At 52.9% G+C, this 15,535-nt stretch carries 13 protein-coding genes; 6 read left to right on the top strand and 7 right to left on the bottom strand.

The window, feature by feature from the left end:
- Positions 1-504 precede the first annotated feature (504 nt).
- From cyoE to JLG71_RS21595, 7 genes are all read right to left on the bottom strand, one after another.
- Positions 505-1,392 carry a heme o synthase gene (gene cyoE, locus JLG71_RS21625; RefSeq protein ID WP_004129778.1) on the bottom strand — a complete coding sequence of 296 codons (888 nt, stop codon included), beginning with the start codon at positions 1,390-1,392 and terminating at the stop codon, positions 505-507.
- Positions 1,393-1,403: 11 nt separating this feature from the next.
- Entirely contained in the window at positions 1,404-1,733 is a 330-nt protein-coding gene (locus tag JLG71_RS21620; RefSeq protein WP_004099523.1) for a cytochrome o ubiquinol oxidase subunit IV, read from the bottom strand.
- Positions 1,733-2,344 carry a cytochrome o ubiquinol oxidase subunit III gene (locus JLG71_RS21615; RefSeq protein WP_004099525.1) on the bottom strand — a complete coding sequence of 204 codons (612 nt, stop codon included), beginning with the start codon at positions 2,342-2,344 and terminating at the stop codon, positions 1,733-1,735. The genes JLG71_RS21620 and JLG71_RS21615 overlap by 1 nt, the downstream gene beginning before the upstream one ends.
- Positions 2,334-4,325 carry a cytochrome o ubiquinol oxidase subunit I gene (gene cyoB, locus JLG71_RS21610; protein WP_200913808.1) on the bottom strand — a complete coding sequence of 664 codons (1,992 nt, stop codon included), beginning with the start codon at positions 4,323-4,325 and terminating at the stop codon, positions 2,334-2,336. Before cyoB ends, JLG71_RS21615 begins: the two co-directional genes overlap by 11 nt.
- Positions 4,326-4,344: 19 nt before the next feature.
- Complete coding sequence (cyoA, locus tag JLG71_RS21605; RefSeq protein WP_004848249.1) at positions 4,345-5,292, bottom strand: cytochrome o ubiquinol oxidase subunit II; 948 nt, start codon at positions 5,290-5,292, stop codon at positions 4,345-4,347.
- A 480-nt stretch (positions 5,293-5,772) separates the two neighbouring features.
- Entirely contained in the window at positions 5,773-7,248 is a 1,476-nt protein-coding gene (gene ampG, locus JLG71_RS21600; protein WP_025107167.1) for a muropeptide MFS transporter AmpG, read from the bottom strand.
- A gap of 45 nt (positions 7,249-7,293) precedes the next feature.
- Positions 7,294-7,872, bottom strand: a complete 579-nt coding sequence (locus JLG71_RS21595; RefSeq protein ID WP_004848253.1) for a lipoprotein — start codon at positions 7,870-7,872, stop codon at positions 7,294-7,296.
- 305 nt (positions 7,873-8,177) lie between these two features.
- Here JLG71_RS21595 and bolA point away from each other — a divergent pair, with 305 nt between their 5' ends.
- The 6 genes from bolA to hupB all read left to right on the top strand — a co-directional run bounded on the left by bolA (position 8,178) and on the right by hupB (position 15,506).
- Positions 8,178-8,495 (top strand): transcriptional regulator BolA, encoded by a 318-nt coding sequence (bolA, locus tag JLG71_RS21590; RefSeq protein ID WP_004133447.1) that lies wholly within the window; start codon positions 8,178-8,180, stop codon positions 8,493-8,495.
- 347 nt (positions 8,496-8,842) lie between these two features.
- A complete protein-coding gene (tig, locus tag JLG71_RS21585; RefSeq protein WP_004848255.1) occupies positions 8,843-10,141 on the top strand; it encodes a trigger factor in 1,299 nt (432 codons plus the stop codon).
- A 315-nt stretch (positions 10,142-10,456) separates the two neighbouring features.
- Positions 10,457-11,080 carry an ATP-dependent Clp endopeptidase proteolytic subunit ClpP gene (gene clpP, locus JLG71_RS21580; protein ID WP_003021624.1) on the top strand — a complete coding sequence of 208 codons (624 nt, stop codon included), beginning with the start codon at positions 10,457-10,459 and terminating at the stop codon, positions 11,078-11,080.
- Positions 11,081-11,212: 132 nt separating this feature from the next.
- Positions 11,213-12,487: an ATP-dependent protease ATP-binding subunit ClpX gene (gene clpX / locus JLG71_RS21575; RefSeq protein ID WP_004099538.1), complete on the top strand. Its 1,275-nt coding sequence runs from the start codon at positions 11,213-11,215 to the stop codon at positions 12,485-12,487.
- 183 nt (positions 12,488-12,670) lie between these two features.
- Positions 12,671-15,025 (top strand): endopeptidase La, encoded by a 2,355-nt coding sequence (gene lon, locus JLG71_RS21570; protein WP_004099539.1) that lies wholly within the window; start codon positions 12,671-12,673, stop codon positions 15,023-15,025.
- A gap of 208 nt (positions 15,026-15,233) precedes the next feature.
- Positions 15,234-15,506: a nucleoid-associated protein HU-beta gene (hupB, locus tag JLG71_RS21565; protein ID WP_002444653.1), complete on the top strand. Its 273-nt coding sequence runs from the start codon at positions 15,234-15,236 to the stop codon at positions 15,504-15,506.
- Positions 15,507-15,535: the final 29 nt, after the last annotated feature.

The raw sequence follows: 15,535 nt of genomic DNA, 5'->3' as shown, positions 1-15,535 counted from the left end.
ACTCGGCGCCGTACGGGGTAGCGCGGCGGCGGGATTCATATCTCAAAGATACCATTGCCGACCGCAGTGGGAAAACCGTGCTTAGCGATGATTCGTTAAACAACGGAATCATTAGCCGGTATATAGTGCTCATTTTATTGACAGTACCAGCGTTAAAACCAATTTTAATTCATCTAAATAAACGATGGCTGCAGGATAATGAATTGCTGCTGATGAATCTGATGCGGCTATTTGTCGAAACGAATTGGCAGTACTGCGTGACTATTATCGCATCAGTATGGCTAAACGCGTTCCGGCAGTAAGCGGAGAAAGGCATGTACGGGGGGCGTCTTTGATCGAGGACGCTGAAGCGGAATTTAGCCAGGGGCAGAGAAAGCGTTGAGAGGGTTGAGGGCACAATCTCAGAATAATAGGGTGGGGAGAATGATTTACAACCATCGGCGATGCGAGATTAACAGGGGGAAATAAGTAATGGCGTATCGTGCGATACGCCATTGAGAGACACTATCTGACCATGGTCAGCAGGTTGTGTGAATCCGGCACCATAAAGTCGACGGACATCATCACCGACAGCGCGGTAATGGCTACGATGGAAAAGACGAACAGCTTACGCGCCCAGACTTTATCATCCGCCACTTTATAACCGCGCAGCGCCATTCCGAGCCACCAGACGCTCACCGCCGCAGCGACAACCAGATATTTATATCCAGCGTAGCCGCCCAGGGAGAGCATCAGCGTGGCAACGGCGAAAGCGATGATGTAAACGGTGATATGGTTTTTCGCTACCGAAATGCCTTTCACTACCGGCAGTACCGGAATGTTCGCTGCCTGATAATCCTTGAAGCGGAAAATCGCGATAGCGTAAGAGTGAGGCATCTGCCACAGGCTGAAAATCGCCAGCAGAATCGCGGCACCGCTGTCAAAATCACCGGTAACCGCGCAGTAGCCAATCACCGGCGGCGCAGCGCCGGAGAGAGAACCAATCAGCGTGCCGTAGACGGAGTGGCGCTTCATGTACAGGCTGTAAACGCCGACATAAACCACGAACCCCATCACCCCCAGCCAGCAGGCCAGGGGATTCGCGCCAAACCACAGGAGCATGAAGCCAGCAATACCCAGCAGGGTGGCGTATACCAGCGAAGCTTCTGGCGAGATCAGCCCTTTGACCAGCACCCGGTTTTTCGTCCGTTCCATCTTACGATCGATATCACGGTCGATATAGTTGTTGAAAACACAACCCGAGGCGACCACCAGGGATACTCCGAGGAGTGTCCAGATAAAAAGCGGATAGTCGATGTGGCCCTTGGAGGCCAGCAGGAAACCGCCAATCACGGAGATCAGGTTGCCAAAAATAATGCCTGGTTTCGTTACTTGCAGGTATTGCTTAAACATACTCGCCGCTCTTAGTGCATCATCATGTTGTAGTTCAGGTTCCACATAATCCAGATGGAGCCGACAACTACGATAGCAATGATGATTACGGTGAAGATAAATGCGGTCAGGTTCCAACCTTCGTCCGATTTACTGTTCATGTGCAGGAAGTACACGAGGTGTACCACAATCTGCACAACCGCAGTGACCAGGATGGTTCCCAGAATAGCCGCATGCGATGCAGATCCACTCATCACCATTGCAAACGGGATAACCGTCAGAATGATCGACAGGATGAAACCTGTCATGTAGCTCTTCACGCTGCCGTGAGAAGCGCCGCTATGATCGGTAGAATGACTCATTACATCGCCCCCATCAGATAAACAACAGAGAACACGCAGATCCACACGACGTCAAGGAAGTGCCAGAACAGGCTCAGGCACATGATACGGGTGCGGTTAGTGCTGGTCAGGCCGCGACGAGAAACCTGAACCATCAGCACCGCCATCCAGATCAGACCAGAGGTCACGTGCAGACCGTGGGTGCCGACCAGCGCGAAGAACGCTGACAGGAAGCCGCTGCGATCCGGGCCCATACCTTCAACAATCAGGTGATGGAATTCATAGAGTTCCATCGCGATGAAGCCTGCCCCGAAGAGGAAGGTCAGCGCCAGCCAGGAAACCACCTGGCTCTTGTTGTTTTTGTACATGGCGATAGCCGCCATGCCGTAGGTGATGGAGCTGAACAGCAGCAGCGCGGTTTCAACCAGAACGAACGGCAGTTCAAAAATATCTTTACCGGTCGGACCGCCCGCCGTGCCGTTCACCAGAACGGCATAGGTAGCGAACAGAGTGGCGAAGATAATGCAGTCGCTCATCAGGTAGATCCAGAAACCGAATACCTTCATCGGTCCTGTATCATGGTGCCCGTGTTCGTGCGCGTGGGCGTTATGCGCAAGAGTATCAGTTGCCATTTTTCAGCCCTGCTTTGTTAATCTCATCGAAATGCTGATTTTCCAGTTTTTCGACTACTGCAACCGGCACGTAGTAATCCACGTCCTCGTCAAAGCTCTTAATAATCCAGGTCACCAGGATACCGACGAAGCTTGCAATCGCCATCCACCAGATATGCCAGATCATTGCGAAACCAAACACCGTTGCGAAAGCAGCAATCATGATGCCCGCGCCGCTGTTTTTCGGCATATGAATCTCTTCATAGCCAGCCGGTTTCTTATACGCGTCGCCTTTTTCTTTCATTTCCCAGAACGCGTCACGCTCGTGAACGACAGGAACGATAGCAAAGTTGTAGAACGGCGGAGGAGAAGAGGTTGCCCACTCCAGCGTACGGCCGCCCCAAGGGTCGCCGGTCAGGTCACGGTTCTGCTCGCGATCGCGGATAGACACGTAGAACTGAATCAGCTGGCAGAGAATACCGCAAGCGATCAGCGCCGCACCGCAGGCTGCAACAACCAGCATCGGGTGGAACTGCGGGTCAATCTGCTGGCTCAGGCGACGGGTCATGCCCATGAAGCCCAGTACGTACAGCGGCATAAACGCGACGAAGAAGCCGATGATCCAGAACCAGAAAGCGCGTTTGCCCCAGGTTTCGTTCAGGGTGAAGCCAAAGGCTTTCGGCCACCAGTAGGTCAGACCTGCGAAGCAACCGAATACCACGCCGCCGATGATGACGTTATGGAAGTGCGCGATCAGGAACAGGCTGTTGTGCAGCACGAAGTCTGCGCCCGGTACCGCCAGCAGTACGCCGGTCATACCCCCTACGGAGAAGGTCACGATAAAGCCAATCGTCCACAGCATTGCTGAGTTGAAGACGATACGGCCCTGGTACATGGTAAACAGCCAGTTGAAGATCTTAACCCCGGTCGGGATAGCGATGATCATGGTCGTAATACCGAAGAAGGCGTTTACGTTCGCGCCCGCACCCATAGTAAAGAAGTGGTGCAGCCAAACGATGAACGACAGAACGGTAATACACACTGTTGCCCATACCAGCGAGGTATAGCCAAACAGACGCTTACGTGAGAAGGTTGCGGCGATTTCGGAGAAGACACCGAATACCGGCAGAACCAGAATGTACACTTCCGGGTGACCCCAGGCCCAAATCAGGTTGATGTACATCATCATGTTGCCACCCATATCGTTGGTAAAGAAATGGGTGCCCAGGTAGCGGTCCAGGGTCAGCAGCGCGACGGTGACGGTCAGAATTGGGAAGGAGGCGATAATCAGGATGTTGGCGCACAGAGATGCCCAGCTAAACACCGGCATCTTGAACATGGTCATGCCAGGGGCACGCATCTTGATAATCGTTACGAAGAAGTTAATACCGGTGAGCGTTGTACCAATACCGGATAGCTGGAGAGCCCAGATCCAGTAATCGACCCCGACGCCCGGACTGTACTCAATTCCCGAGAGCGGCGGATAGGCCAGCCAACCGGTCTGCGCGAATTCACCGACGCCCAGAGAGAGGTTAACCAGAATCACGCCCACAACGGTGAACCAGAAGCTCAGGTTGTTAAGGAATGGGAAGGCAACGTCGCGCGCGCCGATCTGCAGCGGAACCACCAGGTTCATCAGACCGATAACAAACGGCATCGCTACGAAGAAGATCATGATAACGCCGTGGGCGGTAAAGATCTGATCGTAGTGGTGAGGCGGCAGGAAGCCTGCTTCCCCGGCCGAGGCCAGCACCTGCTGGCTACGCATCATAACGGCGTCAGCGAAGCCACGCAGCAACATGACGATTGCTACGATAACGTACATGATACCGAGACGTTTGTGGTCAACCGAAGTCAGCCACTCATTCCAAAGGTAGGACCACTTACCGAAGTAAGTGATGGCCGCCAGAAGCGCCAGTCCCCCAATGATAATTGCAGCCACCGTAACCACAATAATGGGTTCATGGTAGGGCACTGCATCCAGTGTAAGTTTTCCGAACATCGTTTTCTTCCTCGGCCCCTTAGTGAGCGGTTTCCGCGTGGCTCATGTCCATGCCTTCCATTCCTTCGTGCGCTGCGTGCTCGCCCTCAGGTTGGGTCATATCCATGCTCTTACCGTGAGACATAAATTTGTTAACAACATCTTTAAACAAATCTGGTTTCACGTTAGAGAAGTATTCCACTTTGTTGTATTCGCTAGGCGCAGCCAGTTTGTCGAACGTTTCCATGGAGTCCATGGCGTTCGCAGACTGTTTGGCTTTCGCTACCCACTGATCGAAGGTTGCACGATCCGGCGTGGCGATAGCTTTGAACTTCATTCCTGAGAAGCCCGGGCCGCTATAGCTGGCGGAGATACCGTCGTAAGTACCAGCTTCGTTCGCGATGAGGTGCAGCTGAGTCTGCATCCCGGCCATTGCGTAAATCTGGCTACCTAAACGTGGGATAAAGAACGAGTTCATCACGGAGTTGGAGGTCACTTTGAAGTGTACCGGTACGTTCGCCGGGAAGGCGATTTCGTTGACGGTAGCAATGCCTTGTTCCGGATAGATGAAGAACCATTTCCAGTCCATCGAAACGACTTCGATAGTGATAGGTTTTTCATCGTGAGCAAGCGGTTTGCTCGGCTCTAATGCGTGAGTGGTTTTCCAGGTCAGAACGGCCAGGAACAGGATGATCAGGATAGGAACCGTCCAGACCACAGCTTCCACTTTGTTGGAGTGTGACCAGTTCGGGCTATACTTCGCATCTTTATTGCTCGCACGATACTTCCAGGCAAATCCTACTGCCATCAAGACGGCTGGAATAACGACGATCATCATCAGGCCGAAGGCCGTCAGAATCAGAGAGCGTTGCTCCAGTCCAATCTGTCCTTTTGGGTCGAGGAGTGCAGAATCACAACCACTGAGTAATACAGTGCCTGCGATTAATGACATCCATCCCAAACTTTTATTGTATTTCCTAAGTCTCATTGAACGACCTCAATTCCACGGAATCTGGTGGCGCTTAAAGTGTACGGGCATTTTACGGGAAGGTTGCATTACTGTAAACATAGTTGGAGCTGTGTCTGCTCTATGTTAGCGGCTTCTGCTTGCCCTGTCACATATGTTACGGAGTGTGACATTATCGCTTGCAAACCTTGATTTAGGCGGGATTGATAACGAAAGGGATAAGAACGAAAGGCTTTATAAGAGAATGAGCATAACTACCCGCAAAACAACACAAATAATTAACAATTAATTATCAAATAAAAGACATCGTAAAAGCGGAAAATAAAACCTGCAGAGCTGAATCGGTTAAATTATTTAAAGATTCGCATGAAAATTGTCAATAATTTCCAGAAATCTAAAACGCACAAAACAACAAATCGGCTACGATGAATATAAAATCGTTAATAAGACGTTATAATTACGTTTAGTAATTACAACGTCCACGTACGTTTCTGCGCTGATTTAAATCAGCTCGGTTTTACGTAATGCCAGATAGTCAAGGAAGGCGCCGAGTAAAATACCCGCGACGGCGGTGAGTACGGCGATCTCAAGCAGGCCGGCAAGGAAGGAGAAGTTGGTGTAATCCAGCGCGTTGAGCGCCAGCAGCAGCAGCCAAATCGCCAGCATCAGGCAGCCAGCAGCCAGAATAATTAATGCCAGCCCGTAGGTCTGCGGAAAGCGCGTGCGCGGCATAAAGCTTTCTGAGCGCTGAGTGTGTTCCAGCGTACGCCGGCAAATTAACAGCAGCAAAATCCCCGGCACCGCGGCGACGACGGAAAAGAGATAGAAGGTAGGCCAGCCGTGGGCTTCAACAAACCAGCCGGCGATAGGCCCAACGTACACGCGCCCAACGGCAGAGAGCGCTGAGAGCAGGGCAAACTGGGTGGCTGAAAACGATTTATTGCACAGCGTCATCAGCAGCGCGACGAACGCCGCGGTGCCCATCCCGCCGCACAGATTTTCGAAAAACACCGCCGTCGCCATGGAGAAAAGGTGTTTATCGGTAATTGAGAGCAGCCAATATCCGGCGTTGGATACCCCCTGCAGCAGGCCGAAAATCAGCAGCGCGCGGAACAACGTCAGGCGCTGCATGAGCACGCCGCCGTAAAGCGCGCCGATAATCGTGGCGAACAGGCCGAGCGTTTTATTCACCATTCCCACTTCACCCGCATCGAAACCGACGCCGCGAATCAGGAACGTGGTGGTCAGGCTCATGGCAAACGCGTCGCCAAGCTTATAAAGGACGATCAGCAGCAGAATAAGCCAGGCATTATTGCGGCCGAAGAAGTCGCGCAGCGGTGCGGCGACGGCCTGCTCCAGCGTCTTCGGCACCGGAATAACGTCGCTGGGTTCCGGCGCCAGCAGCGTGGCGATAATGCAGGGGATCAGCAGCGCGGCCATCAGCCAGTACATCCCCTGCCAACCCAGCCAGCGATCGGCCAGCCAGAGCGCCAGCCCGCCGGAGACCAGCATCCCCAGACGATAGCCCAGCACGCTGATTGCCGCTCCGGTGCCTCGCTCTTCCGCGGCCAGCACGTCAGTTTTCCACGCGTCAAATACGATATCCTGAGAGGCGGAACAAAAGGCGATGACCACCGCCAGCGCCGCCATCCAGCGCAGCTGCGTGGACGGTTCAAGGAAACCCATCGCCGCAATGGCGATAAGGAGCAGAAACTGGGTCGCCAGCAGCCAGCCGCGACGACGGCCGAGAAACGGCGGCGTATAGCGGTCCATCACCGGCGACCAGAGGAACTTAAAGACGTAGGCCTGGCCGACGAGCGAGAAAAAACCGATAGTTTTCAGATCGATGTTTTCAACGGTCATCCACGCCTGCAGCGTGCCGGAGGTGAGGGCGAGCGGTAATCCCGAGGCAAAACCGAGGATCAGCAGGATAGCTGATTTTGGCTGCGTGAAAATGCGTAAGTAATGATTAGACATGGCATGTCGTGCAGACCCGGCGCGAAGCCGGGTCTGCGACTTAAATTAACGCGCGTTTTGCTTGATGAAATCGTGAATGCTGGTGTCCTGCGCCATATCGCTAATGGTATCGGTCATGACGCTATTAACCGCATCGGCGATATTTTTATTCGAGGCCTGGAAGGCGCCTTCAACAGAGTAGCTGGCACGATAGTTTTTCGTCATCTTATTGCCGTTGGCGGCAGTGGCAACGATCGCAATATCGGCTTTGGTCGCAATGTTGTAACGCACGTTGCCCTGAGAAACGTCGGCGTACAGTTTATTCACAATGATTTGCAGATCCACGGCGCCGTTCGGGCCAATCATATAGCCACGCGAGGTCATCTGTTTCTCGAGCACTTCCTGCAACAGGAAGCGCAGGTCGCGGGAGGCGGTGAGCGTAACCTGTTGGTTATCGCGGGTGACTTTCGCCAGCGCCTGATCCGGACGCTGATCGGCGCCGTTAATGCTGACGGTCACGCCCATCAGGCTGGGATCCTGCTGTGGCAGGGTGATTTTCGGTGAAACATCAATGGTGGTCGGCGGAGTGGCGCATCCGGCCAGCATAAACAGCGCGACCAAAGGAAAAAGAATTTTCTTAAACATGTTCAGGGTCTCAACGCATGGTGGAGTGGTAATGAGGAAAATTCCCGCCATCATAACATCGCCAACGGCAAGGGGAAGTGGCAACGCATGTAAATTCATCGCCTTGTGCGTTTTCTGTCCTGACTGCATCTCTTATCGCAACGCAGGCAGGGCTTTCAGGACACCGAACCACTAAAGCCGATACTTTTGCATGAAAATATCAGAGGAATGCTAATTTTTTGTTGTTTTCGCCCAATGGAAGCGGTAAAAGCGGCTAACATTTAAAGGGAATGGCGGCAATACAGCGTTGTCGGAGGAGAAAATTCATGATGATACGTGAACAGATCGAAGCAAAACTTAGGGCAGCGTTCGACCCGGTGTATCTTGAAGTCGTGGATGAAAGCTATCGCCACAACGTTCCTGCGGGCTCTGAAAGTCATTTTAAAGTGGTGTTGGTGAGCGATCGCTTCCTTGGCGAGCGTTTTCTTAATCGTCACCGTATGATTTACGGAACGTTGACTGAGGAACTATCAAGCACCGTGCACGCTCTGGCGTTGCATACCTATACAATCAAAGAGTGGGAAGGGCTACAGGATACCGTCTTTGCTTCTCCTCCTTGTCGCGGGGCTGGAAGTATCGCGTAGAAATCGCATTTGCAACCGCTGGAGCTTTTCCAGTATGTTGCGTGAAGATTTATGAGAAAACGGCCTGCGGGCCGTTTTGTTTTGCCTGAAAAATGTGCAATTCACGCATATTTACAGGCAAATTTGCTCGGGAAATGTGAAAAAAGCCGCAGCAGTGGGCGACAACCGTTCTCGACTCACAAAAGTGATGCCGCTATAATGCCGCGTCTTTTATTATGAATGTCTTCGGGATGATTCTGACGACAGGGAATGTGTTTCTGATTTGAAGAGGGCATCCCGGTTCTGCGAAGCAACCTGTTCGCGCTTCCAGAGTTGACCGAGCACTGTGATTTTTTTGAGGTAACAAGATGCAAGTTTCAGTTGAAACCACTCAGGGCCTTGGGCGCCGTGTAACGATTACTATCGCCGCTGACAGCATCGAGAATGCTGTCAAAAGCGAGCTGGTCAACGTAGCGAAAAAAGTTCGCATTGACGGCTTCCGTAAAGGCAAAGTGCCGATGAATGTTGTTGCTCAGCGTTATGGCGCATCTGTTCGCCAGGACGTGCTGGGTGACCTGATGAGCCGTAACTTCGTTGACGCGATCATCAAAGAAAAAATTAATCCGGCCGGCGCGCCGAACTACGTTCCGGGCGAATACAAGCTGGGTGAAGACTTCACCTACGCGGTAGAGTTCGAAGTTTATCCGGAAGTTGAACTGCAGGGTCTGGAAGCGATCGAAGTTGAAAAACCGGTTGTTGAAGTGACCGATGCTGACGTTGACACCATGCTGGATACTCTGCGTAAGCAGCAGGCGAACTGGAAAGACAAAGACGGCGCTGTTGATGCAGAAGATCGCGTTACCGTTGATTTCACCGGTTCCGTTGACGGCGAAGAGTTCGAAGGCGGCAAAGCCTCTGACTTCGTACTGGCGATGGGCCAGGGTCGTATGATTCCGGGCTTTGAAGACGGTATCAAAGGTCACAAGGCTGGCGAAGAGTTCACCATCGACGTGACCTTCCCGGAAGAGTACCACGCTGAAAACCTGAAAGGTAAAGCGGCCAAGTTCGTAATCAACCTGAAGAAAGTTGAAGAACGTGAACTGCCAGAGCTGACTGAAGAGTTCATCAAACGTTTCGGCGTTGAAGATGGTTCCGTAGCCGGTCTGCGCGCTGAAGTGCGTAAAAACATGGAGCGCGAGCTGAAAGGCGCCGTGCGTAACCGCGTTAAATCTCAGGCTATCGAAGGTCTGGTTAAAGCTAACGATATCGACGTTCCGGCTGCGCTGATCGACAGCGAAATCGACGTTCTGCGTCGTCAGGCTGCTCAGCGTTTCGGCGGTAACGAGAAACAGGCTCTGGAGCTGCCGCGTGAGCTGTTCGAAGAGCAGGCTAAACGCCGCGTTGTTGTTGGCCTGCTGCTGGGCGAAGTGATTCGTACCAACGAGCTGAAAGCTGACGAAGATCGCGTTAAAGGCCTGATCGAAGAGATGGCTTCCGCTTACGAAGATCCGAAAGAAGTGGTTGAGTTCTACAGCAAAAACAAAGAGCTGATGGACAACATGCGCAACGTCGCGCTGGAAGAGCAGGCCGTTGAAGCCGTGCTGGCGAAAGCTAAAGTGTCTGAAAAAGCCACTTCCTTCAGCGAACTGATGAACCAGCAGGCGTAATTTCGCCCCAAGGTTTAAGGTTTGAGCAAAAACCCGTTGCCGAAAGGCTGCGGGTTTTTTTATTGCAATGATAGCCTTAGGATGAGTGCGAAAAGGCGATTTCAGTGATAGCGTTACGACAAAAGATTGTTATGCTTGAATTATGGCGACGTCATCCCCATAACCGGGAGACGTAACTGCATTGGCATAATCATGCGCCGTAATGAAGCGTGCATCTATGCACTTCTGCCCGACGGCAGAAATTCTGGCTGATAATCCGTCCGTAAGGTTACAATCAGTGCAGCGGTTTTTTTCAAATTAATCCAGGAGACGGAAATGTCATACAGTGGCGAACGAGACAACTTTGCACCCCATATGGCCCTGGTGCCGATGGTCATTGAACAGACCTCACGCGGCGAACGTTCATTTGATATTTACTCCCGTCTGCTCAAGGAGCGCGTCATTTTTCTGACCGGCCAGGTAGAAGACCACATGGCTAACCTGATCGTGGCGCAGATGCTGTTTCTGGAAGCGGAAAACCCGGAAAAAGATATCTATCTGTACATTAACTCTCCGGGCGGGGTGATTACCGCCGGGATGTCTATCTATGACACCATGCAGTTCATCAAGCCTGATGTGAGCACCATTTGTATGGGCCAGGCGGCCTCAATGGGCGCGTTCCTGCTGACCGCCGGGGCGAAAGGCAAGCGTTTCTGCCTGCCGAACTCCCGCGTGATGATTCACCAGCCGCTGGGCGGCTACCAGGGCCAGGCGACGGATATCGAAATCCACGCCCGCGAAATCCTGAAAGTGAAAGGTCGCATGAATGAACTGATGGCACATCATACGGGTCAATCCCTTGAGCAGATCGAGCGCGATACCGAGCGCGATCGCTTCCTGTCTGCCTCAGAAGCAGTGGAATACGGCCTCGTTGACTCTATTTTGACTCATCGTAATTGATGCCCCAGGCGCAAGGGTGCCGCTATACTTGTTTGAAAGAGGGCGGCACAACGCTTCACAGCGGTTTGCGCCTGAGAATGGCATTTGCGTCGTCGTGTGCGGCACAAAGAACTTAATAAGAGGTTTGGACTCATGACAGATAAACGCAAAGATGGTTCGGGCAAACTGTTGTACTGCTCTTTTTGCGGCAAAAGCCAGCATGAAGTGCGTAAGCTAATCGCCGGGCCATCCGTGTATATCTGCGACGAATGCGTTGATTTATGTAACGACATCATTCGCGAAGAAATTAAAGAAGTCGCGCCGCATCGCGAGCGCAGCGCGCTGCCGACGCCGCACGAAATTCGCCACCATCTGGACGATTACGTTATCGGCCAGGAGCCGGCGAAAAAAGTGCTGGCGGTGGCGGTATACAATCACTACAAACGTCTGCGCAATGGCGACACCAGCAACGGCGTTGAACTGGGCAAAAGTAACATTCTGCTAATCGGGCCGACCGGTTCCGGTAAAACGCTGCTGGCGGAAACGCTCGCGCGCCTGCTGGATGTGCCTTTCACCATGGCGGATGCCACCACCCTGACCGAAGCCGGCTACGTGGGTGAAGACGTTGAGAACATCATCCAGAAGCTGCTGCAGAAGTGCGACTACGACGTACAGAAAGCCCAGCGCGGTATCGTCTACATTGATGAAATCGACAAAATTTCCCGTAAATCGGATAACCCGTCGATCACTCGCGATGTTTCCGGCGAAGGCGTGCAGCAGGCGCTGCTGAAGCTTATTGAAGGTACCGTTGCCGCGGTTCCGCCGCAGGGCGGGCGTAAGCATCCGCAGCAGGAGTTCCTGCAGGTTGATACCTCTAAGATCCTGTTCATCTGCGGCGGCGCCTTTGCCGGTCTGGATAAGGTCATTTCCCACCGTGTTGAAACCGGTTCAGGTATTGGTTTCGGCGCGACGGTCAAGGCGAAGTCTGACAAAGCCAGCGAAGGCGAGCTGCTGTCTCAGGTTGAGCCGGAAGATCTGATCAAGTTTGGCCTGATTCCTGAGTTCATCGGTCGTCTGCCGGTTGTGGCGACCCTGAGCGAGCTGAGCGAAGAAGCGCTGATTCAGATCCTCAAAGAGCCGAAAAACGCCCTGACCAAGCAGTATCAGGCGCTGTTCAGCCTGGAAGGCGCTGAGCTGGAATTCCGCGACGAAGCGCTGGACGCTATCGCTAAGAAAGCGATGGCGCGTAAAACCGGGGCTCGCGGTCTGCGTTCTATCGTTGAAGCCGCGCTGCTCGATACCATGTACGATCTTCCGTCAATGGAAGACGTAGAAAAAGTGGTCATCGACGCTTCAGTTATCGATGGCCAGAGCAAGCCGCTGCTGATTTACGGCAAACCGGAAGCGCAGCAGGCATCTGGTGAATAATTAACCATTTTGCTCAAGCAGTTAACAAAAAGGGGGGATTTTATCTCCCCTTTTATTTTTCCTGCATTCCCGCCGTTGAATGTATGGAATACATCCCCATATACTGGTTTACATATTAACGGCGACGCGTCGTTGAGTTGCGTCGTCGGCTACCTGGCGGACTTTAAACTAAGAGAGAGCTCTATGAATCCTGAGCGTTCTGAACGCATTGAAATCCCCGTATTGCCGTTGCGCGATGTGGTGGTTTATCCGCACATGGTCATACCCCTGTTTGTAGGGCGGGAAAAATCTATCCGTTGCCTCGAAGCAGCCATGGATCATGATAAAAAAATCATGCTGGTTGCGCAGAAAGAAGCCTCGACGGATGAGCCGGGTGTAAACGATCTTTTCACCGTCGGGACCGTGGCGTCTATTTTGCAAATGCTGAAGCTACCGGACGGTACTGTCAAAGTGCTGGTCGAAGGTTTGCAGCGCGCGCGCATCTCTGCGCTGTCTGATAATGGCGAGCATTTTTCGGCGAAGGCTGAATATCTTGAATCGCCGGCCATTGACGAACGCGAGCAGGAAGTGCTGGTTCGTACGGCCATCAGCCAGTTTGAAGGCTACATCAAGCTGAACAAGAAAATCCCACCGGAAGTGCTGACGTCGCTGAATAGCATTGACGATCCGGCGCGCCTGGCGGATACCATCGCTGCGCATATGCCGCTGAAGCTGGCGGACAAACAGTCCGTGCTGGAGATGTCCGACGTTAACGAACGTCTGGAATATCTGATGGCGATGATGGAGTCGGAAATCGATCTGCTGCAGGTTGAGAAGCGCATTCGCAACCGCGTGAAAAAACAGATGGAGAAATCTCAGCGCGAGTACTATCTGAATGAGCAAATGAAAGCCATTCAAAAAGAGCTCGGCGAGATGGACGACGCCCCGGACGAGAACGAAGCGCTGAAGCGTAAGATCGACGCGGCGAAAATGCCGAAAGAGGCAAAAGAGAAAACCGAAGCGGAACTGCAGAAGCTGAAAATGATGTCCCCGATGTCGGCGGAAGCGACCGTCGTTCGCGGCTACATCGACTGGATGGTGCAGGTACCGTGGAACGCCCGCAGCAAGGTCAAAAAAGACCTGCGTCAGGCTCAGGAGATCCTCGACACCGACCACTACGGCCTCGAGCGCGTGAAGGATCGTATTCTTGAGTACCTCGCGGTGCAGAGCCGTGTTAACAAGCTCAAAGGGCCGATCCTGTGCCTGGTTGGGCCTCCGGGGGTCGGTAAAACCTCTCTCGGCCAGTCCATCGCCAAAGCCACCGGACGTAAGTACGTGCGTATGGCGCTGGGCGGCGTGCGCGATGAAGCGGAAATCCGCGGTCACCGTCGTACCTATATTGGCTCAATGCCGGGCAAACTGATCCAGAAAATGGCCAAAGTGGGCGTTAAAAACCCGCTGTTCTTACTGGATGAGATCGACAAGATGTCTTCGGACATGCGAGGCGATCCGGCCTCGGCGCTGCTGGAGGTGTTGGATCCGGAACAGAACGTGGCCTTTAACGATCACTATCTGGAAGTGGATTACGATCTCAGCGACGTGATGTTTGTCGCGACCTCCAACTCCATGAACATTCCGGCGCCGCTGCTGGATCGTATGGAAGTGATCCGTCTTTCCGGCTACACCGAAGATGAGAAGCTGAACATCGCCAAACGCCACCTGCTGTCAAAACAGATTGAGCGTAACGCGCTCAAAAAAGGCGAGCTGACGGTGGATGACAGCGCGATTATCGGCATTATCCGCTACTACACGCGTGAAGCGGGCGTGCGTGGTCTGGAGCGCGAAATCTCGAAACTGTGCCGTAAGGCGGTAAAACAGCTGCTGCTGGATAAATCGCTGAAGCACATCGAGATTAACGGCGACAACCTGCATGACTTCCTTGGCGTGCAGCGCTATGACTATGGCCGGGCGGATAGCGAAAACCGCGTGGGTCAGGTGACGGGTCTGGCATGGACGGAAGTGGGCGGCGATCTGCTGACCATTGAAACCGCCTGCGTTCCGGGCAAAGGCAAGCTGACCTATACCGGTTCACTGGGTGAGGTGATGCAGGAGTCCATCCAGGCTGCGCTGACCGTGGTGCGTTCGCGTGCGGATAAGCTGGGTATCAACTCAGACTTTTACGAAAAACGCGATATTCACGTGCACGTACCGGAAGGCGCTACGCCGAAAGATGGCCCAAGCGCAGGTATCGCGATGTGTACCGCGCTGGTTTCCTGTCTGACGGGCAATCCGGTGCGCGCCGATGTGGCGATGACCGGGGAAATTACCCTCCGTGGCCAGGTGTTGCCAATCGGTGGTCTGAAGGAAAAACTGCTGGCCGCGCACCGCGGCGGCATTAAGACTGTTCTGATTCCTGATGAAAACAAACGTGACCTTGAAGAAATTCCAGATAACGTTATCGCCGATTTAGATATCCATCCGGTGAAACGAATCGAGGAAGTTCTGGCACTTGCACTGCAGAACGAGCCGTTTGGTATGGAAGTCGTCACGGCAAAATAGTGATTTCGCGCAAATTGCGCTAAGAAAAATAGGGCTGGTAAGTAAATTCGTACTTGCCAGCCTTTTTTTGTGTAGCTAACTTAGATCGCTGGCAGGGGGGTCAATTACAACTCTGTTGTAAGGGCATGACAGTCCTGATATAACTGCTGCGCGGTCGCGCCACGAAGGATTCTGGTGCGATATAAATTATAAAGAGAGGAAGAGAACAGTGAATAAATCTCAACTGATTGACAAAATTGCTGCCGGTGCGGACATTTCTAAAGCCGCAGCTGGACGTGCGTTAGATGCTTTAATCGCTTCTGTTACTGAATCTCTGCAGGCTGGGGATGACGTTGCGCTGGTAGGGTTTGGTACTTTTGCTGTTAAAGAGCGCGCTGCCCGTACCGGTCGCAATCCGCAAACAGGCAAAGAAATCACCATTGCTGCTGCTAAAGTACCGGGTTTCCGTGCAGGTAAAGCGCTGAAAGACGCGGTAAACTGATCGACTTCCCCACTGGGGTCTGTGACGAA

It is taken from the genome of Klebsiella michiganensis, assembly GCF_015139575.1.
In the GTDB taxonomy this organism is placed as follows: domain Bacteria; phylum Pseudomonadota; class Gammaproteobacteria; order Enterobacterales; family Enterobacteriaceae; genus Klebsiella; species Klebsiella michiganensis.
This window is presented reverse-complemented; position numbering and strand designations above follow the sequence as displayed.